Here is a 21,546-nt window from a genome sequence, read left to right as displayed (position 1 = left end):
GGCCTTCTCAAATTTCTTCAGATCAAAGAGCTTACTTTTTCTCTTCGGCAGTCGCAGGAACATGCTCAGCAGTTTCCTGCTCTTTCATGCGAGCCCGCAAATCCTGTGCATCTTCAAAGATCTCTGTTTCTTTGTTCATGACACGCAAGGAGCCTGATCCGATATCAAACCACGCACCATGAATATGCAGGTTACCCTGGGTGACCAGCTTCTCAATGAACGGGAAAGTCATCAGGTTCTTCAGGCTCTGGCGAATACCAGCATATTCCAATGCGAGCTGAGGGTCTTCGTTCTTGTCTACCGGAGTACAAGCCAGCGTAATCGCAGCAGGCTCCAGCATCTTGATCCACGGACCAACAAACTGACCAGTCTTGCTCAGCTTACCATTGCTTTCACGGAATGCCTGCACACCACCGCACTTACAGTGGCCTAGAACAACAAGGTGCTTCACCTTCAGGCCAGTCACCGCATACTCAAGTGCTGCACTGGTGCCATGTGTGCCACCACCCTGAGTAAACGGAGGCACGAGGTTCGCCACGTTACGCACCACGAACAGTTCTCCCGGCTGCGCGTGGAAAATACCTTCTGGTGTCACCCGGCTATCACAGCAGGAAATCACCATAACTTCAGGCTCTTGGCCATAGATGGCGAGGTTTTGATATTCCTCTTCAAACTGGCTATAAATCCGTTCTTTATAAAGGCCATATCCAGCCAGCAGTTCTTTCGGAAAATCAGTCATTCGTCGCCATCTCTTTAAAGCCATCTCCAAAAGCCAAAGGCCTTCGGGGATGAGCGAAGTTAATCCTTGAAAGCAGCTTGTCAGCAAAACAGGCCGCTTTTGTCCCTCTATGATCTGCCTATATAGCTAAGGCAATCGATCTTTCAACTGGCGATAAGACCAGAAAGCTAAAAGTCTTAGCGCTCACCTCATGAGCACGCATCTTACCAGTAAAAAGCCGGAGATAAATCGGGCTCAGCCTCTACGCGCCGTCACCTCAATTTCAACCTTCATTTCTTCTTTGATGAGATCACAGATAACCATCGTTGCCGCAGGGCGAATGTCACCAAAATACTCGCCAAGAACAGCAAACACCGCTTCAACATTACTCCGGTCAGTTACGTAATAACGCGCGCGCACGACGTCATTGAGCGAACAACCTGCCTCCGCAAGCGCACCCTTAATGGTCTCAAGAATATTGACGGTCTGTGCGCCAACATCCTCTGGCATCTGCATAGTGGAATAATCGTAACCGGTCGTTCCGGAAACATGAACGAAGTCACCATCGACAACAGCGCGGGAATATCCGGCTGTCTTTTCAAAAGGTGAACCTGAGGAAATAAGGGTTCTCTCTGACATCACAACCTCCCTGAACCATAGCTCAACATGCGGCGGCAGAAACCACCACCAGCATCCATTGCTTCAAGGATACAACCAACCTCATCCCGATCAATTGAGAAATTGCCGCCTTAATCCTGACTACTTGATGAGAAGAAGCAGCTGAGGCCAAGAGCTGTCCAGAGCGCAATACCAATCCAGTACATCAAAGGATCAGCAGATCTGTAGATCACATCATAGAGAAGCGTGTATCCCGCATAAAGATCCCACGCGACCCAAGCCAGCAATACAACACCAACAATCCGCCAGAAAAAGCTCACCATGGGCACAAACCTCCCTCTACTCATAGTAACGCGTTGATCTGGAAGAAAAACCTGCGGTTTTAGGGGGCCAAACAGTGAACATCACTACTTCAGCTCACCAAGTGAATCAGGTGACATTTGCTAACATTTTTAGTGATTCGCTTGCACAATCCTACAATTTCAACGTCAGGATGTAGGTTCAGCTAAAAACACGACACAATTACCTAACTAATATCTACATTTAATTTGCTCATTTCTCCTGATTCTGAGATATAAAGGGGTTCAAACGGACAGAAAGCTTGCTCGTTTCTCTCGAGCTTTTTTGTCGATCATCTGGAGCACGGAGTGCGGGAACCACCACATTATCCGTCAAGCTATTGAATTTGTTTAATAAAACAAGTCAATCGGACAACTAAGGAAAATACAAAGGCACAAGAAAAAAGATCAAAAGCGACAGATACTATGCGAAGTGTCAACCTTCTAAGGTGTTGCTTGATAACTAAAAATACTTCTTATTCAATGCCTGCCGTGTTGTTGTTGGGGGACTACATACATGACGTTAACTGCGGTTAAGACAAAAACGTCTTGCGGTAACTTTTTTGAAGATTTTCACGTGGGCCAGGTCATAAGACATGGAACACCAAAGACAATAAACGAAGGAGATACAGCTCTTTATACTGCATTGTACGGATCTCGATTTGCGGTACAGTCGGGAACTGCTTTTGCAGAAGAAATTGGCTACCCGTATTACCCACTGGATGACTTATTAGTCTTTCACGTGGTCTTCGGCAAAACAGTGGGAGATATTTCACTAAATGCCGTCGCTAATCTGGGTTACTCCGATTGCCGTTTCCTGATGCCTGTCTATGCCGGAGACACACTCTCTGCCACGTCAGAAGTCATCGGGTTGAAAGAAAACTCAAACGGCAAAACCGGTGTTGTTTACGTGCGCTCTACGGGCTATCGCCACAAGGAGCCAGGAAACCCTGAAAAGGTTCTGGAATACACCCGCTGGGTCATGGTGAAGAAGCGTGATGAAAACGCGCCCGCACCAGAAACCACCCTGCCGGAGTTGCCAGAAGGTGTTTCTGAAGACACTCTGGGACAAGCCGTTCCGGAGCTATCCATCGAGAATTGGGACTTTGATCTGTCCGGATCTCCATTCCGCTTTGATGACTACGAAGTGGGTGAGAAGATCGATCACGTTGATGGTATGACCGTGGAAGAAGCTGAGCATCAGCTGGCCACACGTCTCTACCAAAACACAGCAAAGGTCCACTTCAATCACCACAGTGAGAAGAACAGCCGCTTCGGCAAGCGCCTGATCTACGGCGGTCACGTCATCTCGCTCGCACGTGCGTTGTCTTTCAATGGTTTGGGCAATGCATTCCACATCACAGGCATCAATGCAGGACGCCACGTTGCCCCGCTCTTCGCAGGCGACACCGTTTACGCATGGTCTGAAGTGCTGGACAAAAAGCGGATTGAAGGCAGAAGCGACATCGCAGCCATGCGCCTGCGCCTTGTCGCCACCAAAGATCTCACCTGCGGAGATTTCCCTTACAAAAACGAAGAAGGGAAATACGAAGACGGCGTGATCCTCGATCTGGATTACTGGGTCGTCATCCCGGTCTGATCTTTAAAGATTTAGAGAGGCCAATGGCCTCTCTCTGAGCCAAACAAACCAAATAACAGAATAAAAAACAACACACCCAAAGCCCGGCGCACCTCTTGCCCGGGCTTTTTCACTGCGTTATCTATCTAGTTTCACCGACGGGTCAACAGCTCATCCAGATAGCGGAGGACGTCGATGGATGCGGTCTCCATGCGCTTGTAAGCGGCGTCGGCACCTTCGTGGTTGCCAGTTTCCAGCATGCGGGCGCATTCTTTCCCTTGTTCGTGCACTTCGGCGTGAACGGGCAGAAGTTTCTTGAAGGCAAGGCTGTCGCGCAAGCGGGGATCTTCCACCTTGTCATACCACTTGCCAAGACGACACTGGTGATGATCAGAAAGCTCAGTCACCTGCAAGCTGCTGAGGCCTACAGACATTTCCGCAAGGCGTTTTTTCCAGATGATGTGGTCTGCCTTAGCACGGTGCAGAATGAAGTTCGGCACGCCACGCTTCTCAAACTCGGTGAACTGCTCCTCCACGATGGACTCTGACTGAGCAACAGTCTGGATTACATGCTCAATACGCTCATTCACATCACGTGCATGACCTGCGATGGAATGGACGCCACGATTGATCTCATGCGTCGCTTCTTCCTGCTGGGTCAACTGGCGCGCAATCTCACGCATCTGGGTGCTAGCAACACCGACATCACGGAGCACTTCAGAAATCAGGCTTTCAGCATTCTGAGAGTTATCAATGCTCTTACCCACCAGCGACTGAGCATCACTCACAGACGAGTTCACATCATTCACATGGCCCTGAAGTGTCTCAATCCGGGTCCGAATGTCATCAGTCGCCTGCTGTGTCTGCCCAGAAAGGTCCTTCACCTCGGATGCCACAACCGCAAACCCTTTGCCGGCCTCTCCAGCTCGTGCCGCTTCAATCGTCGCATTCAGCGCAAGCAGGTTGGTCTGTTTTGCAAGGCCCTCAATGGTGCCAACAAAAGTGCCAATCTGCACTGCTGCGGCCGTCAACTCATTTGCGGCCTCAATCATTGTCTCAAAGAACTGGCCAATATGCTGGCTCGCATCTGCAGATTCACGCGTAGCAGCTTCACCTTGCTGCATGGCGACATTTGCCGATTCAACCGCATCCGCTGCACCTTGCGCACTGGAGGCGATTTCAGAGAACGAAACGTTCAATTCTTCAACGCCAGTTGCGATCGTCTGCGCGCCTTCATCTGCTTTACGAATGTGCCAGGTGATCTGGGAGATCGCCGCCATGGATTCACTGGCCTGCAACGAGTACTCTACCGTCTGACCAAGTGTGTTCTCGTCTTGAGTGTCCATCTTCTGTTTCAGCGCCTCAAATCGCTGATAAAGATCTGGTGAAATTCCATCCACTTCAGGCAGCGGACGATCCTCCATCAAAGCCAACAGAAGTGCATCAATTCCCTCACGACTGATGAGTTCAACATCCGCTTCATGTGATGCCTGAGCTTTTGGTGCGCCCTTCAACATACCGGACCAATTCATCTCGAATTACCTTCTAAACTGCACATCCAGTGCAGATAATCCCTGATACGCTGCCTTCTCACCCACTCAACTCATCCGAGCGAGATGAGCATCAAATAAGTAAGATCAGCGTATTTACGTACCCCACGACAAGTCATCCAGTACAATCAGCGCAACTATCCCAACGTCACCCACATGAATTCGGAGGACTCATGTTTCAAACATACATAAATTAATACTAATAATAGTTAACCATCCTAATAAATATGATATTTGCCTGAAACTTCAGTAGGTTCCCGCAGAGGCCAGGCAAAACAAAAGCCCCGGCCTTTTCAGACCGGGGCTCACAATGCATAAGTTATGCTAAGCTATCAGCTAACTTCGTGCTTCAGCGCGTTGCGAGCAAGCATCTCGCCCTGCTTCTTGGTTTTCAGAATTTCACGCGCTTTCTCAAACTTCGGATCTTCCCAGAAGATCATGCAGCCATTACAGCCACGACCACAGCACCCTTCCAGACCAAGGCGTGGAGACTTCGGCTTACGATCCTGACTGCCTTCCGCAATCGCATCAATCAAGCGGTCACGCTGGCTCTCGTATTTATTCTGCTGTGCGTCAGTCGCTTCACCACGTGCTTCAATGCGCTCCGCGGTGCGGTCCAGCTTCAGGCGGCTCCACTGTTCAGGTGTCAGAGGACGCTCTTTACGCACCACAGTGTTAACTGGGAAGCGCTCTTTGAAGGTCGCCGCATCTTCTTTATCGAACAGCGAGAATGGGATGCGCACGACCGGCTGCTTACCAGCCTGCACTTCCTGCGTCATCTCACCGGACTTCGCATCTTCAAAGTCGTAGATACGCAGCAGGATGCTGTCATCAGACAACGGCTGCAAGAACTCCAGAACCTCACCAGCGATGATCTTGTTCTTCACCTTCATGTAGAAGGCTTCATCTGTCACATCCTCGATAATACCCGCAAATTCCCATTCACCGATGGAATGCGTATCTTCGTAGTTGTGGGCGTAGTTGTTCAGGCGGCCTTCGTGGAACGCAGTGGTGTAGCCACGGTTGGCAACGCTGTACATCTCATCCATGTACTTCTGCGGGTTCCAGTTTTCCGGATCACGGTAGTAGTCATCAATCGCCATGCGGTAGGCACGTGCAACAACAGCCACGTAATACATGGACTTGTTACGACCTTCCACTTTCAGCGAGTCCACACCAATGCGCAGGTAGTCATTGAGCTTCGGCATCAGGCAGAGGTCTTTGGAGTTCAGAATGTATGACCCGCGACCGTCTTCCAGAATTGGCATCAACTCACCCGGACGGCAGCCTTCTTCCAACAGGAACTCGAACATGCCGATGTTGTCTTCGTTCAGCTCAAGCTCATTGATGGTGCCATCTTTCATGCGCATGCGCACTTTGTAGTTCCAGCGGCAAGAGTTCGCGCAGTTCCCTTGGTTCGCGCCACGCTCCGCCATAAAGTTGGAAAGCAGGCAGCGACCGGAATAGGTCATGCACATTGCACCATGAACAAACGCTTCAAGACGGATGTCCGGGCACTTCTCACGAATCTCAGAAAGCTCCGGGAAAGAAACTTCACGTGCCAGAACAACCAGATCCGCGCCCTGCTCTTTCCAGAAGTCAACAGAAAGCCAGGAACACACGTTCGCCTGCGTGGAAATGTGCAGCGGTACGTTTGGCAGTTCTTTACGCATAAACTGGAACACGCCCGGATCAGCAATGATCAACCCATCCGGATTGATATCCCGAATAGTCTCCGCATATTCCTTCAGTTTAGGAACGTCTTTGTTGTGAGAGAACAGGTTCAGCGTCAGGTAAACACGCTTGCCGTGCTTGTGCGCAAACTCAATGCCTTCAACGACCTGCTCAAGCGTAAACTCTGCCTTCGTGCGCAGGGACATATCTGGCGTACCAAGGTAGATTGCATCTGCTCCGTAAAGAACGGCAATCTTAAGCTTCTGCAAGTTGCCCGCAGGCATCAGGAGTTCTGAGGTTCTCATTCTGGCGACCAAATTCTCTGGTGTTTTCTAAAGCTCTTTTATCGAGCTATTGAGCGGCGCCTCATACTTTGTCTTTGGGAAACAGCAAAGGAGCGCCTGTTTACGGTGCTTCTAAGGGATTTCATCAAGGATGAACAGAAGAATTTTGTCTCAGGTAGACGAGCAGGCCCCAGCCCTCATTAACTCACTGCAAAAATTCAGTTCCTCAAAGCACATCAGATATAAAATCGTTTTCTGAAAACGAAAATGGGTGGACACATACGTACCCACCCAAATCAAACACTCAGCAATGCAAACTGGCAGTTGCCCGCCCGATACCAGTCACATGCCGTAATGCCTTTTAGTCGACAAGCGCCGCAACCGGCTCATACGCCTCTTCATCGACAAAGTCGTAACGCAGCTGGCTTTCCAACCAATCACGGAAGCTACGGATTTTTGGTTCCGCACCACGCTTCTCACGCCACATCAGCTTATGCTCACGACCATCCCGCTGATACTCAGGGAAGATCGGCACAAGACGACCAGCAGTCTCTGCTTCTGCACTCAGAAGGTTGGATTCCAGCACAATGCCAAAGCCCTTCTCAGCGGCATCCAGAGCAAGCGCTGCATTCTCAAACACCATCATCTCATTGACGATTGGGTTTGGAACACCAGCTCAGACAGCCATGTTTCCCAGGAAACCGTAGCCCCTTCACTGCGAATAATCGGCAGCTTCAGCAGCTCATTCGGCTTCTTCGGATAACCAAGCGTATCCAGCAGTTCCGGCGAAATCAGAGGACGGAACTTTTCACGTCCCAGTGTCAGCTCTTCAAACTCATCCGGAGTATTGGACTGACGCGTGAAGACGAGGTCATAAAGACCGCCTTCAATACTCTGATCAGCACCACTGCTTGAGACAGTTACTGTGATTTCAGAGTTGTGCGCAGTAAAGGAACGAAGGCGGCGCAGCAACCAGTTACTCGCAAAGCTGGAAGAACAATGGATACTCAACGTATCTCTGTTCCCGACAGCTTCAATAGTGCGCGTCGCAGTCGAAATTCTGTCAAACGCCTCTGCAATTTCTGAGGCATATCTATAAGCGGCCGCAGTTGGGAACACAGCACGGGACCGACGCTCAAACAGCTCCAGACCCAAATGATCCTCCAGCGCTTTGAGCCGGTGACTGACCGCACTAGCAGTAATCGCTAGCTTTTGGGCCGCTGAAACCAAACTCCCAGTTTCCATAACTGCACGAAACGCGACCAAAGCATTCAAAGGGGGCAAACGATTCATGAAATGCCTTATTCTTGATAGAGTGAGAGATACAACGAATATTCCGATTAATGATGTAGACGTAACATAGCGCCTCCCCAATTTGAACACCCTCAAATCAACTAGGTCACGTCAAAAAATTATGTAAAAAGCCACATTTCCACAATAGATAACATCGATAGGCAACTACTCAATTATTGATAATCTAGGGAATACTTGCAGATAATCAGAACAAATAATCGATACAAATATAATTACAGAGAAAGAACATAATTCCCTGAATTTTACGCTAGGAGACTATAGAATAATGCTCAGATACACGCTCAGGTTAAAGATCAAAAAAATTAACTATTCAACTGAGCCGTGCTTCAGGTTGGACGAATACCAACATATGCAGCACGTGGACGTATTTGTTCTTGCATTTGATATTGTTCCAGCGCTTGCGCGATCCATCCGCTAATTCTTGAAATACAAAACAAAATTCCGGCGGAATTTTTTGGTAGCGCGAGAATCTGCTCCAAAAGTGCTAGTGGAATATCCACATTCACGGGCTTTCCAAACAGCTCACGCGACCTTTCCAGCAAAGGCGGAATCAATTCAATGAGTGGGTGATTCAGCTCACTTTGCATGAGTTTGTCTAATAGGAATTTGCCCCGAGGGTCCATCCCACCATAGATAGAATGGCCCAATCCCGGCAGATATTCGCCGTTCATACAACGCTCTTGCAGCACGTTCTCTATATCGTCAACATCATGAATATGCTTCAGCCAACTCAGCACACGCTCTGCATTTGTTCCATGTCTTGGCCCCATGAACGCCCCAAGCCCGGATACTAGAACCGCATGCAGTGGTGCTCGGGTAGAAGCAGCACATCGCACAGCATAGGCACTGGTGTTCAGCTCATGGTCAGCACACAAAACCAGCGTCGCACGGATCAAATCAATGGCCTTCTCATCCTTGATACCCCAAGCCCGCGCAATCTGCCGATGCATCGGAGCAGTGCTCGGCTCCTGCATCAACAGCGCACTGGCAGCAAGGCGAATGAGGCTCGCGCCTTTCTTCTTCAGAAGCTCCTGAGACAACGTGTAAGCCGCGTTGTCCTGCTCCGGCCACGAACACAGAGCAACAATCGCCCGCTCAACAGGCCGTTGATGCGAACTGAAGCCTCCAACGCCCTTTGGGGCGGGCTGAGCAAACGGATCATTCTCACAGTCCCACAACAACGTCGCCACGCTCTCAAGCGTCCCCGCCTTCGCCAACTCAAGCGCAGACTGTCCCCGGTAGTAATGCCCATCTTCGGTCAGAAGTGTCAGCTTCGTCTCCAACACGCCCTTGGCTGCAGCACTGCGGGATTGCCCTTCCTTATCTTCCACGCCCTCACCAGCCCGTCGGCTTCTCAGAAAGCGGATGTCTGAAGCATCATAAAGCCGGGTGCGCCCCGGTCCCTGAACTGAGCGGACAAGCCCACGGCTCACATAGGCGTAAAGCGTGGCTGGGCGAACACCCAACTCATTGGCAGCTTCTTTGGCGGAAAGATAAATAACTTCAGACATGACGCACCTATTACATGATCAACATTGATCATACGAATAAGATGCGCACGCGCAACAGCTCTAGAGAACCTTTCGAAACTCCGTCAGTTGTCCTCAGGCGCATTAGCAGCCACAGCAGCTGCAATCAGATCCTTACCAATCTGATCCTCAAAGTCACCCCACACAGGCCGCATCACATCCACCCACTGCTGGCGCTGCTCGGGTGTCAGCTCACGCACGGTGTAACCTGCATCAACAATCCGTTGCCGGTTCTCCTCACTGGTCTGGGCCGCTTGTGCATTGGCCTTCACCAATGTTTCCCGAAAGATCGTCAGAAACTGATCTCGCAAATCAGGTTCGAGGCTCTCCAACCATTCCTTGGGTGCAAACACCACATAGGCCAGCAGTTGATGATTGGTCTCGGTAATCCCGTTCTGGACCTCATAGAAGCGTGACGTGAAGATGTTGGACCAGCTGTTCTCCTGCCCATCGACAACACCCAGCTGCAACGCCCCATAGACTTCCTTGAACGCCAGCTTCTGAGCACTCGCACCCATCGCCTCAATCATTGCCACAGCTACATCAGAGTTCTGCACACGGAACTTCAGTCCGGCTCCATCAGAAGGAACGAGCAACGGTTTGTCTGCTGAAAAGTGCTTCAGGCCATCAAAGAGATACCCAAGTCCAACAACCCCAAAGTCAGACATCACATCAAGCAGCTCCTGCCCCTGGTCGCTGGCAGTAAACCGCTGCACCGCATCCATATCCTCAAACAGGAAAGGCAGATCAAAGAGCCGGTACTTGTTGGTGTAAACTTCCAGCTTTGAAAGAGAAGGCGCCGCCAGCTGCACATCGCCCAGGATCAGGGCTTCCATCACTTTCTCATCATCATAAAGCTGGGAAAAGGGAAACACCTGCATACACGCCCTACCGTTCATCTCGGAATTCACTCGCTCCGCCAGCATGCGCGCAAAATCCCCCTTAGGATGGCCTCTCGGCGGCACAACATGGCTGAACTTGATGACAACTTCGCCAGGCTTACACTCAATCTGGGCGAACGCAGGTGAAGCAAAAGCAACGCCCAGAGCGAAAATGATAGAAACGATCGCTCTCTTCATCGGCTCCTCACTCAAACATTGGGGAACCTCTATTGTCGCATTTTACCCCGAAAATCAGCCTAAGCTATTTCGGCGAATTTGCTGCAAATCAGTGGAGATACAAAAAAGCCGGAGCAAATGCCCCGGCCTTTCAAAGAACTCATCAGTTCCGCTATTTGACGATGACCTCTGGTCCCATCATGTAGGTCGGCAGCGCCGTGGAGAGCCACGGCAAGTACGTGACCAACACGAGGAACACCAGCAGAACCATCACGAACGGCGCAGCAGCACGCACCACCTGCACCAGACTCATGCCCGTTATGCCCGACGTCACAAACAGGTTCAGTCCGATTGGCGGCGTGATCATGCCGATCTCCATGTTTACCACCATGATGATACCGAGGTGAATTGGATCAACACCCAACTCAATCGCAATCGGGAACACCACAGGCGCCACAATCAGCAACAAGCCGGATGGCTCCATGAACTGACCACCAATCAGCAGAATGATGTTCACTGCAATCAGGAAGGTGAACCAGTTGAAGCCAGCACCAATCATCCAGTCAGTGATGATCTGCGGAATACGTTCAGCTGTCAGCGTATGCGCAAAGAGCAACGCGTTCACGATGATGAACATCAGCATGATCGTGGTCTTGCCACTCTCAACTAGCACCTTGCGTGTATCGCGATGGAAGAACGCAGGGAAGAAGTAAAGAACCAGCAGACCAATGTTACGGCCAACAGCTTCAATCAGGCTCTCACCCGGCTTACGCCACTTCTTATCCTTCAGCGGCCCCATATCACGGTAGATGAACAGAGCAATCAGACACGCATAAACAGCAGCCACAGCAGCAGCTTCAGTTGGCGTGAACACACCAGCATAGATACCACCAAGGATGATCACGATCAGGAACATGCCAAAGGCAGCTTCCGCAAACGTGGTCCAGAGCACCTTCATGCTTGGGAAAGGCAATGCAGCCAGATTTTTCTTACGCGCGATGAAGTAGATGGTCACCATCAGCATCAGGCCGGCAACGATGCCCGGAATAACACCCGCGAGGAACATGCGACCCACAGAAACGTTGGTCGCAGCTGCATAAACAACCATCACGATGGATGGCGGGATCAGAATACCCAGCGTACCCGCATTGGCGATGATACCAGCTGCAAACTCCTTGGAGTAACCAGCCTGACGCATCGCGGCAATCGCAATGGTACCAATAGCAACCACGGTCGCAGGAGAAGACCCGGACAGCGCAGCGAAGATCATACAGGCCAGCACGCCAGCCATAGCCAGACCGCCACGCACCCAGCCAACAGTCGCAACGGCGAAGTTCACGATACGACGTGCCACACCACCGGTGGACATGAAGCTGGAGGCCAGAATGAAGAACGGGATCGCAAGCAGTGTAAAGTTCTGTGACGCATTGAACATCTGAATGGTCACAGAGCTCATGGAGTCATGAGAGAACAGCGCGATATAGAGAACGGATGACAGACCAAGCGCAATCGCGATTGGTGCCCCGATAAGAAGCAGCCCAAAGAGCAGCAAAAAGAGAACAGCGGTTTCCATTGAGCTTAGTCCTTCAGCACGTCTTTGTTTTCTTCAACGAGCTCTTCAGCTTCGTGCGCAGCGATCATCGTGTCGCGTTGGCCGGTCAGAATGAGCCAGCACATTTGCAGCGACCGGAAAGCAAGAAGGGCAAGGCCGATTGGCAGAATGACGTAACCCCACCAGCGAGGAACGCGCTCTTTCACGCCAAACATCTCCTGATACCACTCAGGGAATTTCAGATCTTCCATGCCGATTGGAAGCTTATAGTACTTGGCCACGTAGTCGAACGCACCACCGGTAGAACCGCGGTTTTCCAGTCCGAGCAATACACCAAACCAGTCCGCATCAAACAGCAGCGCTGCATAAAGCAGTGTCACCAGCGCGCCCAGAAGGCCAAATGCGCGGAAGATCGGTTTTGGAAACAGGCGGATGAAAGCATCAACGCCAAGGTGTGAGCCAATTTTCAGGCCGTAGCTCATACCGAAGAGAATAAGCCACGCAAACAGTACACGGGTGAACTGTAGCGCGCCACCCCAACCCGAGTTAAAGCCGTACCGCATGACGACCTGCCAGAAGGTTACCAGCGTCATCACAGCAAGGATGGTGGCAATAAACCCTTCTTCGAAAGCATCTATTATTTTATTTAGTCGAGACAAAGCGCCCTCCCCCAACAGCACTCTCATTTCTCAGTGTGTTGCGGCACCGAGAAAGAAACCATTGTGGTTTTTCAGGGTCCGCCCGACCAATGGCCGGACGGTCCTATCAAAATGTGTTGGATTAGTTGTTTGCTGCGACGGCAGCGTCGATCACGTCTTGACCGATGTCGTCAGCAAATTTGCCCCATACAGGCTTCATCACGTCAACCCACTGCTGACGCTGCTCAGGTGTCAGAGTGCGAACTTCCACACCAGCTTCGATGATCTTCTGCTTGTTAGCTTCGTTGATAGCGGAAGAACGAGCGTTCGCATCGTTGGTCACTTCAGTGAAGATAGTGATGAACTGGTCGCGAACTTCTGGATCAAGGCTGTCGAGCCATTCCTGAGAAGTCACAGCCAGGTAAGACAGCAGCTGGTGGCTGGTTTCTGTAATACCGTCCTGAACTTCAAAGAACTTCTTGGTGTAGATGTTGGACCAGGTGTTTTCCTGACCATCAACAACGCCAGTCTGCAGAGCGCCGTACACTTCTTTAAATGCAAGCTTCTGAGCGTTTGCTTCCATCGCTTCAATCATTGCCACAGCAACGTCAGAGGTCTGAACGCGGAACTTCAGGCCAGCCGCATCAGCAGGTGTCACCAGTGGCTTGTTTGCTGAGAAGTGCTTGATACCGTTGTAAACATAACCAAGACCTACAAAGCCGATGTCAGACATCGCGCCCAACAGTTCCTGACCTTTTTCACCCTGTGTGAACTTGTTCACTGCATCCATGTCAGAGAACAGGAACGGAAGGTCAAACACACGGTACTTGAGTGTGTAAGCTTCGAATTTCGCAAGAGAAGGCGCAGCGATCTGAACGTCGCCGAGCAGCAGAGCTTCCATCACTTTGTCATCATCAAACAGCTGGGAGCTTGGGAAAACCTGCATACAGGCCTTACCATTCATCTCATTGTTGATGCGCTCAGCAAGTGCAGTTGCGAAGTCACCTTTTGGGTGGCCGGTCGCGGACACAACGTGACTGAACTTGATAACGACTTCACCCGGATCACACGCTTCAGCAGCAACAGCCTGAGTAGCGGTGAACATGCCAGCTGCAACTGTGGCAGCAGTAATAATCTTCTTCATAGTATCCTCCCAGATGGAACGGAGCGAAGCTCCTCACGATACTAAAAGCAATCTGCGTGCCAGTTTAAATACCTACAATAAATACAGCTACTTACGGAGTTTCACCTAATCATTCAAAATGCATTTGTTTCGAATAAGTAACATTGACTATTCAAAAATGTGTCGAATTCGACACATTTCTATTCGCCAACCTCATCCTTCCCAAGCCCATACTTCTTCATCTTCTCATAAAGTGCCTTGCGAGAAACGGAGAGGGCTTCGTATGTCGGCTTGATCTTGCCGTCGTTTTTCTCAAGTTCAGCTGCAATGATATCGCGCTCATAAGCACTGACGCGCTCAGCCAGAGTACCGCTTTGTGGTCCGGCGACAGCAGCCACCGCCCCAGCTGCCTTAGGTTGGCCTTCCAGCCCCAGCACAAACCGATCCGCCACATTGCGCAGTTCACGCACGTTACCAGGCCACTCACGTTGCATCAGCTCTGAGAGAAACTCTCTCGAAATCTCAGGGACTTCTTTGCGATAGCGCGCCCGTGCCCCTCGCGTCAGATAGTGGAACAGCACCGGAATATCCTCCAACCGCTCCCGCAGAGGCGGAATAGCCAGCGTGATCACGTTGAGGCGATAGAATAGATCCTTCCTGAACCGCCCCTCATTAGAAGCAGCCTCCAGATCTTCCTTGGTGGCAGCCACAAAACGCAGATCCAGCGGAATAGCCTTGTTGGAACCAAGGCGCTCAATCGTCCGCGTCTCAAACACCCGCAGCAGCTTCACCTGCAAGTCGAGCGGCATGGACTCAATCTCATCCAAAAACACCGTCCCGCCATGAGCATGCTCAAGCTTACCGATCCGCTGACCACTCGCCCCGGTGAATGCACCTTCTCATGCCCAAACAACTCGCTCTCGATGATATCAGCCGGCAACGCTCCGCAGTTCAGCGCCACAAACGGTCCATCTTTGCGAAGGCCTTCCTCATGCAGCGCACGGGCAACCACTTCCTTACCAGAACCAGTCTCGCCCAGAATAAGCACGTCAGCATCCGTACCGGAAAGCGCCGTGATTGTGTTGCGTAGCGCTTCCATTGACGGGGACTTGCCCACGATGCGCTCTTCCAGACCGGAAAGGTTGCCCAGCTCCTCACGCAGCACACGGTTTTCCAGTGTCAGGCGACGCTTCTCGAGCCCACGCTCAACAACGGCAACCAGCCACTGACTGGAAACGGCTTTTCTTTGAAGTCATAGGCCCCGGCGCGCATGGCTTCCACAGCCAGCGGAACATCACCATGGCCCGTAATCAACACAACGGGCAACGCGCTGTCGATTTCAAAGGCAGCTTTCATCAGATCAAAGCCACCCATCTTCGGCATACGGATATCGCTCACCAAAACGCCGTAGAACTCATGCGTGATATGCTCCAGCGCTTCCTCAGCGCGGGAAAACGGCACCACGTGGTAGTCGGCCAGTTCCAGCCCCTCTACCAGCGCCTCACGCATATCCTCATCATCATCGACCAGAAGAATGGTGGCTTTATCGATCGCCCATACGTCCATACTAAACTTCTTCTTCTTCAGGATCGCCGGAAGTCTCCGAGACGTCCTTCAGCACAATCACAAAACACGCACCGCCAAGCTCAGACTGCTCATAATGCAGCTGCCCTTCAAGATCCTCGATTATCTTATAGGCGATGGAAAGACCAAGCCCAATCCTTCACCAACATCCTTTGTAGTGAAGAACGGATCGAAAATGCTGGCAACAACATCTTCAGGCACACCCGGGCCGTTGTCCTCAAACCGAATGACCACCTGTTGCTCCCGGTGAGAAACAGTGATCCGAATGCGCGGCTCCAGCTGCTCTTTCATCGCATCCAGCGCATTGCTCATCAGGTTCATCAGCACTTGCGCTAAGCGTACTTGCCCGGCCAGCACCTCAAGGGATTTATCCTCCTGCACCACCTCTGTGCGCACGCCCATCTGCTTACAGCGCGGCCCCGTTAGCATCAGGATTTCACCAACCACGGCGGAAACCTTCACCGGCACCAGATCACGCCCCGCTTTTCGGGTGAAGCCTTTCAGAATCTGACTGATCGCCGCCATACGTTCCACCATGGCGACGATCTTGCCAAGCTTTTGAGCGCCCGATCAGACTTGCCGGTCTCTATCAGCACCTGCGCATTTTCTGAGTGGGTGCGGATCGCGCCCAGCGGCTGGTTAAACTCATGGGAAATCGCAGCAGACATCTCGCCCAGCGTCGCCAGTTTGGCGGACTGCACCAGCCCTGCCTGCGCCTGCTGAAGCTCTTGCTCCGCCGCCTCGCGCTCTTTCACTTCCTGAGCCAGCAGCGCGTTCATGTTGGAAAGCTCTCGTGTACGTTCATGCACCCGCTCTTCCAGCCGCGCCGCATAAACCTTGTCCTGCCGGATCCGCTCCAGCAACCGGCGCCGTCGCTCCCCGGCCATCCAGAACAAGCCACCGCTGACAACACACAGCAGCAACGCTACCAGTGCCGCCCAGATGGACTGCTGCCGAACCTGAGAGGTATCTGCAAACAGCACCACCTTCCAGTTCAACACCGGAAGCTCCTGCTCAATCATCTGGAAGTTGGTTTTGTTGAAAGGCGGGCTTAGACGCACCAGCTCAAAGTCCAGGTCATACCAACGCTGGTCAATCACACCGTTCTGCGTCCCCGAAACACGCCCACGCCGTGTTGTGCGTTGCGCGAACAGTCGTTCCCCGCGCCAACTGGATTGGTTGGTTGCTACTACAATGCCGTTCTGGTCCACCGCAACAAGGCGATCCTTGGAGAGCGCCCAGTTCTGCTCCACCTCCTCAAGGCTCACACGTACAGCAATAAAGCCGTAATCCTGCTCACCCTGCCGAACCGGCGCAATAAACACGTAACTGGCAGGCCCACCATTACGGGAGAGCACCAGCTGACGTCCAAGCCGCCCCTGCCGCGCTGCCTTCAAAGCGTCAGCGTAAGAGGACATGCCCCGCTCAGCCATACTGGCATTGTCGATCAGGTTAGACGCAACAATCTCGCCATCAGGTTTCTGAAACCAGACTTCTTGCGCACCAGACATGCCCGCAATCACCTTGGCAACGTTCTGCCCGCGCTCATGCTCATCTTCAGCAAGGATCTGCACAATGTCCGAGCGCCGCGCCAACAGCGGAGGCAACAGACGATACTTGTCGAGATACTTCTCAAGCCCCGCTGCCTGCACAGACAAAGTCTCCTGACTACGCGTTTGCAGGTCTGCCATATAAAACTGGCCGCTGAGCTGCATCACGACCCAGGCCACAACAAGCGCAAACACAGCAAACGTCACCAGTGCAACACTGGAGACCCGCTGCCATCGCTCAGATCTGCTTGTCCTGTTCACGTCGCTTGTCCGATTTAACTTAGAAACTAGCCGCAATGCCTCCCGAGACATCACCAAATGCGCTCAATCACGTACGGTGTAACGCGTGTTCGTTCACTGGTCTAGCGCAACACTTTTGATCAAAGCAAATACCTGTTGTCCGGCAGCCAGCTGCAACTCATGCACAGAGTGGCGTGTCAGCCGCGCACGCAAATGCTGTTCCCCAACCCGGCAATCCACTTCAGCATAAGGGCCGGAGGTCTCCGTAATCCCTTCAATCACAACAGAGAGCACATTACGAACAGATGCCTCTTCCGGCGCTTTACGGGCCAGAGCCACATCCTTCGCCTTGATGCGAATGCGCGCATCCTGCCCTACTTTGCCCAGTTGCCCCGGCAACTGCAGCCTCTGCCCTTCCAGACCAAACTCGGTGATCTGCCACTGCTCATCATAGGTGTTCAGCGTGGCAAACAGCAGTGATCCAGCATCCGGCCCGCTCGCCAACTGAGGCAGCTCCAGATTGCTCAGCATCTGAGCAATCGGCCCATGCGCGACTACTTTACCTGCATCCAGCAGCACCAGCGTATCTGCCAGTTGCTCAATCTCACCAAGGCTATGGCTCACATACAGCATGGGAATGCCGAATTCGTTCTTCAGCTTCAGAAGATACGGCAGGATTTCCGCTTTACGCGAGGCATCCAGCGAGGCCAGAGGCTCATCCAACACAAGCAGCTGCGGATTGGAAAGCAACGCCCGCCCAATCGCCACACGCTGCTTCTCCCCACCGGAAAGCCCATGAGGTCGCCGCTTCAGCAAATGGGAGATCCCCAGCAGCTCTGCAATCTCAGCAAGCCCAACAGCAGATTTCCGTCCTGCCGCCCACTGGCTGTAAAGCAGGTTCCGCTCCACATTCATATGCGGAAACAGGCGGGAATCCTGAAACACCATGCCCACTCCGCGCTGCTGAATAGGCACGTTGATGGAAGCAGTCCGATCAAAAACAACTCGCTCGCCCAGCGCAATACGTCCGCTATCCGGAGCAGACAGCCCGGCAATCATGCGGATCAACGAGGACTTGCCAGCACCAGACTTACCAAAGATCGCGGTGATCCCGCTGTTCACCGCAAACTTGGCAGCAAGCGAGAAATCACCCAACCGGCTGGAGATATCGACATCAATCATGCTGCCCTCCCAACTTGCGGGAAAGACGGCGTGAAATCACTTCAGAGAACACCAGCGCGCAGATGGAAACCACAATCGCAATCACCGTCAGGCGGATCGCCCCCGCATCACCGGAAAGGCTCTGCATCTCCGTATAAAGCGCCAGCGACAGTGTGCGTGTCTCTCCGGGGATGTTGGAAACGAACGTAATCGTCGCCCCAAACTCACCCATCGCCTTGGCAAACCCAAGGATCGCACCGCTCAGGATTCCCGGCAGCGCCAACGGCAGCGTGATCAGCAGAAAGGTTTTGAGCCGAGACGTCCCCAGCGAATGCGCCGCTTCTTCCAGCTGTCCATCAGACAACTCAAAGGAAAGCTTCACCGGACGAATAATCAACGGAAACGCCATGATCCCCGCGGCGAGCGCAGCGCCCGTCCAGCGGAAGGCGAACACAATGCCGAACACATCTTCAAAAAAGCTGCCCAACATGCCCTGCCGCCCAAACAGCACCAGCAGCACATAGCCTGTCACCACAGGGGGCAGTACAATCGGCAAATGCACCAAGGCATTCACCAGCGTATAACCGGGAAACTTCCAGCGGGCGAGAGCGTAGCCGAGCAGAACCGCAGGCGGCAGCGCAATCGCAATTGCAAGGCTCGCAACCTGCAGCGACAGCTGGATCGCTGCCCATTCTGCATCCGTCAGATAAAAGCTCAATCGCCGCTCACTTTGAAACCATGAGCCTGAAAGATCTTGCGCCCCTCAGCACTCTGCAAAAACTCCATAAATCCTTCGCTAACCTTGGAATGGCCAGAGGTCAAGGCTCCCGGAATAACAATAGCACGATGACTGTCCTGCGGTATTTCCGCAAGCACCCGCACGCCGTGTTCCACTTTTGCGTCAGAAGAATAGACCAGCGCCAAAGGCACTTCACCCCGCGCAGCAGCGGCCAGAGCAACACGCACATTCTCCATGGGAGCCACCTGACGCGCCACACTCTCCCACAAACCAAGGTTGGTCAGCGCCTCTTTGCCATAACGCCCGGCGGGCACCGTCTCCGGCTCTCCCATGGCCAAACGCCCATCCGCCAATGCAGCCTGCAAGGCCTCCGCATTCAGCTCAACAGCTTCTGCGCTCAGCGCCTCAGAGCCAACCAACACAAGCCCATTGGAGGCCAGCTCCACCACACTGTCATCCACCAGAACGCCATTCTGCACGGCATAGGCCATCCACGCATCATCTGCTGTCACCAGCACATCAGCAGGCGCACCGGCCACAACGTGGCGGGTGACGGTCTGCGACCCGCCAAAGGAGAACTCTGTCTTGGTGTTATGGGACTGATCAAACTGCGCGCCAGCATCTTCCAGCACATCCTTCAGGCTGGAAGCGGCAAACACCAGTATCCGCTCCGGCTCCTGCGCAAACGCACCAGCCCCGCCGCCAACAATCAGCGCAAGGCTTACAACAGCTGCAGAACAAAAACGCCAGAAACCAGTCACAATCAGGATACTCCATTTCGCGAGTCCGACTGGAACTATAAGGACCTAACCCACCCGAACCACTGACTCATATCAAGGCCCACGTGGGTTTCGTCAAGCGTATTCATCTCTAAGCCGCAATTGCTCTGGGCGCTTTCACCTTTTCAGAAAGGCCTTTCAGGTTCGCATCAAGCACCTTGCCCATCATCATTTTCAGCAGGGTCTGGCCCATCAGCCATCCAAGCGGCCCATACTTCATATGGTAATCCATGCTCCACACCACCAGAGACCGACCTTGGGTGTGTGGCTTTATGCAAATCTCCGCATAGGCTTCATGAAGTGGCATGGAGGGCGCCTCTGACAGCCGAACGCGGTATCGGTGATTTGTCTCCCATTCAGTCACCTCTTCAACGACGGAGTTGCCATCCTCAAAGTGACAGCGCCGCTTGGAACCAACCCCATCCGGCCCCTCTGTCAGAGCATCAACGGACTTCAACAGCGGAGCAAATTCATCGATCTGCATGAACTTGCCAAGCACATTCCAAATTGCATCCGCGCGGGCATCAATCATCAAAGAACGCTCAAAGTGTATCATCTGGATTTCCTCAGTCTTCGCAAACATCTTGCTTGGTGCTGAACCCTTGATACAGTGGCGCTGCTGACACCGTTATGGCAGCAGCATGACAGCAGGAGCCCGCAATGCGTCGCACGGAACGCCTTTTCCACATCATCCAGATATTGCGGTCCAGCCGGTCTCCTGTCACAGGACGCGCTCTCGCAGACGAGCTCGAAATCTCCCTGCGCACATTGTACCGCGACATGGCAGAACTCCATGGCCCAGCGCGTACCCATCACCGGAGAAGCCGGAACAGGTTACGTGCTCGACGATGCCTACGACATGCCACCATTGATGCTAACTGCCGACGAACTCGAAGCCGCTGCACTGGGCGCCGCATGGGTGGCAACACAGGCAGATCCATCCCTCGCCCGCTCCGCCAGAGATCTGGTCGCCAAACTCTCTGCTGCTATACCGTCTGAGCTACGCCCAATCATACTGGATGCTGGCGTCAAACCCATCGCAACCAAACCACCCACCAGCGATCAGTTTGACGGCGTCATCCTGAGACGCGCCATCCGAAGCAGAACCAAACTGCAGCTCACCTACAAAGACCAGAGCGAGCAACTCACCACCCGCATCATCTGGCCCCTGTTCATCGCCTATCTGGATAAGGTCCGCTACATCGTCGCGTGGTGCGAGAGCAGAGAGGACTACCGGCATTTCCGAACCGACCGAGTTCACTCCATGGAAGTTCAGTCCGATAAATACCCAGCCCGCCGCGCCTCTCTCATCAAGGGCTGGGAAGAAACCATAGCCTCCAAGCGACAAGCCTCAAAGTAACAACAGCTTACCAACCCAACTCTCCGGACATCCCTCAGGCCCAGCAAGCCAACCAATACAGCTAAACTTGACACCGCTCACCATAACTGTTTAGAAATATCTAAACAGTATAGAATCTACTAAACTATGATCGACCTGAACACCCACATTTGCCGCCC

At 52.7% G+C, this 21,546-nt stretch carries 20 protein-coding genes and 2 pseudogenes; 3 read left to right on the top strand and 19 right to left on the bottom strand.

Annotated features, from left to right (window positions below):
• Positions 1 to 31: 31 nt before the first annotated feature.
• The 3 genes from JCM12308_RS26185 to JCM12308_RS26175 form a co-directional block, all read right to left on the bottom strand.
• Complete coding sequence (locus JCM12308_RS26185; protein ID WP_054785615.1) at positions 32 to 739, bottom strand: carbonic anhydrase; 708 nt, start codon at positions 737 to 739, stop codon at positions 32 to 34.
• 234 nt (positions 740 to 973) lie between these two features.
• Entirely contained in the window at positions 974 to 1,357 is a 384-nt protein-coding gene (locus JCM12308_RS26180) for a RidA family protein (protein WP_014287133.1), read from the bottom strand.
• A 110-nt stretch (positions 1,358 to 1,467) separates the two neighbouring features.
• Complete coding sequence (locus JCM12308_RS26175; protein ID WP_008551626.1) at positions 1,468 to 1,659, bottom strand: hypothetical protein; 192 nt, start codon at positions 1,657 to 1,659, stop codon at positions 1,468 to 1,470.
• Between the two features lie 532 nt (positions 1,660 to 2,191).
• On the opposite strand from JCM12308_RS26175, the gene JCM12308_RS26170 reads away from it, so the two are divergent.
• Positions 2,192 to 3,274: a MaoC family dehydratase gene (locus JCM12308_RS26170; RefSeq protein ID WP_054785614.1), complete on the top strand. Its 1,083-nt coding sequence runs from the start codon at positions 2,192 to 2,194 to the stop codon at positions 3,272 to 3,274.
• A gap of 131 nt (positions 3,275 to 3,405) precedes the next feature.
• On the opposite strand, the gene JCM12308_RS26165 is transcribed toward JCM12308_RS26170, so the two are convergent.
• The 16 genes and pseudogenes from JCM12308_RS26165 to JCM12308_RS26100 all read right to left on the bottom strand — a co-directional run bounded on the left by JCM12308_RS26165 (position 3,406) and on the right by JCM12308_RS26100 (position 20,584).
• Positions 3,406 to 4,785, bottom strand: a complete 1,380-nt coding sequence (locus JCM12308_RS26165) for a methyl-accepting chemotaxis protein (RefSeq protein ID WP_054785613.1) — start codon at positions 4,783 to 4,785, stop codon at positions 3,406 to 3,408.
• 350 nt (positions 4,786 to 5,135) lie between these two features.
• Positions 5,136 to 6,782, bottom strand: a complete 1,647-nt coding sequence (locus JCM12308_RS26160) for a U32 family peptidase (RefSeq protein WP_054785612.1) — start codon at positions 6,780 to 6,782, stop codon at positions 5,136 to 5,138.
• Between the two features lie 340 nt (positions 6,783 to 7,122).
• A complete protein-coding gene (locus JCM12308_RS32635; RefSeq protein ID WP_208978956.1) occupies positions 7,123 to 7,401 on the bottom strand; it encodes a LysR substrate-binding domain-containing protein in 279 nt (92 codons plus the stop codon).
• Positions 7,402 to 7,403: 2 nt separating this feature from the next.
• Complete coding sequence (locus JCM12308_RS32630; protein WP_208978955.1) at positions 7,404 to 8,054, bottom strand: LysR family transcriptional regulator; 651 nt, start codon at positions 8,052 to 8,054, stop codon at positions 7,404 to 7,406.
• Between the two features lie 347 nt (positions 8,055 to 8,401).
• On the bottom strand, positions 8,402 to 9,586 hold the full coding sequence (locus tag JCM12308_RS26150; RefSeq protein ID WP_054785611.1) for a citrate/2-methylcitrate synthase: 1,185 nt from the start codon (positions 9,584 to 9,586) through the stop codon (positions 8,402 to 8,404).
• A gap of 83 nt (positions 9,587 to 9,669) precedes the next feature.
• Positions 9,670 to 10,683 carry a DctP family TRAP transporter solute-binding subunit gene (locus JCM12308_RS26145; RefSeq protein ID WP_054785610.1) on the bottom strand — a complete coding sequence of 338 codons (1,014 nt, stop codon included), beginning with the start codon at positions 10,681 to 10,683 and terminating at the stop codon, positions 9,670 to 9,672.
• A gap of 151 nt (positions 10,684 to 10,834) precedes the next feature.
• Complete coding sequence (locus JCM12308_RS26140) at positions 10,835 to 12,235, bottom strand: TRAP transporter large permease (RefSeq protein ID WP_008551429.1); 1,401 nt, start codon at positions 12,233 to 12,235, stop codon at positions 10,835 to 10,837.
• Positions 12,236 to 12,240: 5 nt separating this feature from the next.
• Positions 12,241 to 12,873 carry a TRAP transporter small permease gene (locus JCM12308_RS26135; protein ID WP_008551724.1) on the bottom strand — a complete coding sequence of 211 codons (633 nt, stop codon included), beginning with the start codon at positions 12,871 to 12,873 and terminating at the stop codon, positions 12,241 to 12,243.
• 121 nt (positions 12,874 to 12,994) lie between these two features.
• Complete coding sequence (locus JCM12308_RS26130) at positions 12,995 to 13,996, bottom strand: DctP family TRAP transporter solute-binding subunit (RefSeq protein ID WP_008551419.1); 1,002 nt, start codon at positions 13,994 to 13,996, stop codon at positions 12,995 to 12,997.
• A 179-nt stretch (positions 13,997 to 14,175) separates the two neighbouring features.
• Positions 14,176 to 15,526: pseudogene (locus JCM12308_RS26125) on the bottom strand (sigma-54-dependent transcriptional regulator).
• A 135-nt stretch (positions 15,527 to 15,661) separates the two neighbouring features.
• Entirely contained in the window at positions 15,662 to 16,096 is a 435-nt protein-coding gene (locus JCM12308_RS31090) for a sensor histidine kinase (protein WP_208978954.1), read from the bottom strand.
• Positions 16,060 to 17,370, bottom strand: coding sequence for a sensor histidine kinase (locus JCM12308_RS26120; protein WP_208978953.1), 1,311 nt, complete (start codon positions 17,368 to 17,370; stop codon positions 16,060 to 16,062). The genes JCM12308_RS31090 and JCM12308_RS26120 overlap by 37 nt, the downstream gene beginning before the upstream one ends.
• A gap of 93 nt (positions 17,371 to 17,463) precedes the next feature.
• The gene (modC, locus tag JCM12308_RS26115) at positions 17,464 to 18,531 is read right to left on the bottom strand and encodes a molybdenum ABC transporter ATP-binding protein (protein ID WP_054785609.1); all 1,068 of its coding nucleotides are present in this window, start codon (positions 18,529 to 18,531) and stop codon (positions 17,464 to 17,466) included.
• A complete protein-coding gene (modB, locus tag JCM12308_RS26110; protein ID WP_054785608.1) occupies positions 18,524 to 19,228 on the bottom strand; it encodes a molybdate ABC transporter permease subunit in 705 nt (234 codons plus the stop codon). The genes modC and modB overlap by 8 nt, the downstream gene beginning before the upstream one ends.
• Positions 19,225 to 20,010 (bottom strand): molybdate ABC transporter substrate-binding protein, encoded by a 786-nt coding sequence (gene modA / locus JCM12308_RS26105; RefSeq protein ID WP_054785607.1) that lies wholly within the window; start codon positions 20,008 to 20,010, stop codon positions 19,225 to 19,227. The genes modB and modA overlap by 4 nt, the downstream gene beginning before the upstream one ends.
• Before the next feature lie 109 nt (positions 20,011 to 20,119).
• Positions 20,120 to 20,584, bottom strand: a complete 465-nt coding sequence (locus tag JCM12308_RS26100) for an SRPBCC family protein (protein ID WP_208609254.1) — start codon at positions 20,582 to 20,584, stop codon at positions 20,120 to 20,122.
• Between the two features lie 104 nt (positions 20,585 to 20,688).
• Here JCM12308_RS26100 and JCM12308_RS33180 point away from each other — a divergent pair.
• Both JCM12308_RS33180 and JCM12308_RS31080 read left to right on the top strand, forming a co-directional pair.
• Positions 20,689 to 20,766: pseudogene (locus JCM12308_RS33180) on the top strand (YafY family transcriptional regulator); the annotation flags it as partial.
• A gap of 55 nt (positions 20,767 to 20,821) precedes the next feature.
• Complete coding sequence (locus tag JCM12308_RS31080; RefSeq protein WP_244272035.1) at positions 20,822 to 21,388, top strand: helix-turn-helix transcriptional regulator; 567 nt, start codon at positions 20,822 to 20,824, stop codon at positions 21,386 to 21,388.
• Positions 21,389 to 21,546: the final 158 nt, after the last annotated feature.

This window comes from Pseudovibrio denitrificans JCM 12308, assembly GCF_001310815.1.
Taxonomy (GTDB): domain Bacteria; phylum Pseudomonadota; class Alphaproteobacteria; order Rhizobiales; family Stappiaceae; genus Pseudovibrio; species Pseudovibrio denitrificans.
The sequence above is the reverse complement of the archived record's forward strand: the minus strand, read 5'-3'. Positions and strand labels throughout refer to the sequence as shown.

Coding starts and splice junctions, on each gene's coding strand:
- JCM12308_RS26185 (WP_054785615.1), bottom strand. CDS start 739: ATGACTGATTTTCCGAAAGAACTGCTGGCTGGATATGGCCTTTATAAA.
- JCM12308_RS26180 (WP_014287133.1), bottom strand. CDS start 1,357: ATGTCAGAGAGAACCCTTATTTCCTCAGGTTCACCTTTTGAAAAGACA.
- JCM12308_RS26175 (WP_008551626.1), bottom strand. CDS start 1,659: ATGGTGAGCTTTTTCTGGCGGATTGTTGGTGTTGTATTGCTGGCTTGG.
- JCM12308_RS26170 (WP_054785614.1), top strand. CDS start 2,192: ATGACGTTAACTGCGGTTAAGACAAAAACGTCTTGCGGTAACTTTTTT.
- JCM12308_RS26165 (WP_054785613.1), bottom strand. CDS start 4,785: ATGAATTGGTCCGGTATGTTGAAGGGCGCACCAAAAGCTCAGGCATCA.
- JCM12308_RS26160 (WP_054785612.1), bottom strand. CDS start 6,782: ATGAGAACCTCAGAACTCCTGATGCCTGCGGGCAACTTGCAGAAGCTT.
- JCM12308_RS32630 (WP_208978955.1), bottom strand. CDS start 8,054: ATGAATCGTTTGCCCCCTTTGAATGCTTTGGTCGCGTTTCGTGCAGTT.
- JCM12308_RS26150 (WP_054785611.1), bottom strand. CDS start 9,586: ATGTCTGAAGTTATTTATCTTTCCGCCAAAGAAGCTGCCAATGAGTTG.
- JCM12308_RS26145 (WP_054785610.1), bottom strand. CDS start 10,683: ATGAAGAGAGCGATCGTTTCTATCATTTTCGCTCTGGGCGTTGCTTTT.
- JCM12308_RS26140 (WP_008551429.1), bottom strand. CDS start 12,235: ATGGAAACCGCTGTTCTCTTTTTGCTGCTCTTTGGGCTGCTTCTTATC.
- JCM12308_RS26130 (WP_008551419.1), bottom strand. CDS start 13,996: ATGAAGAAGATTATTACTGCTGCCACAGTTGCAGCTGGCATGTTCACC.
- JCM12308_RS31090 (WP_208978954.1), bottom strand. CDS start 16,096: ATGGTGGAACGTATGGCGGCGATCAGTCAGATTCTGAAAGGCTTCACC.
- modC (WP_054785609.1), bottom strand. CDS start 18,531: ATGATTGATGTCGATATCTCCAGCCGGTTGGGTGATTTCTCGCTTGCT.
- JCM12308_RS26100 (WP_208609254.1), bottom strand. CDS start 20,584: ATGATACACTTTGAGCGTTCTTTGATGATTGATGCCCGCGCGGATGCA.
- JCM12308_RS31080 (WP_244272035.1), top strand. CDS start 20,822: ATGGCCCAGCGCGTACCCATCACCGGAGAAGCCGGAACAGGTTACGTG.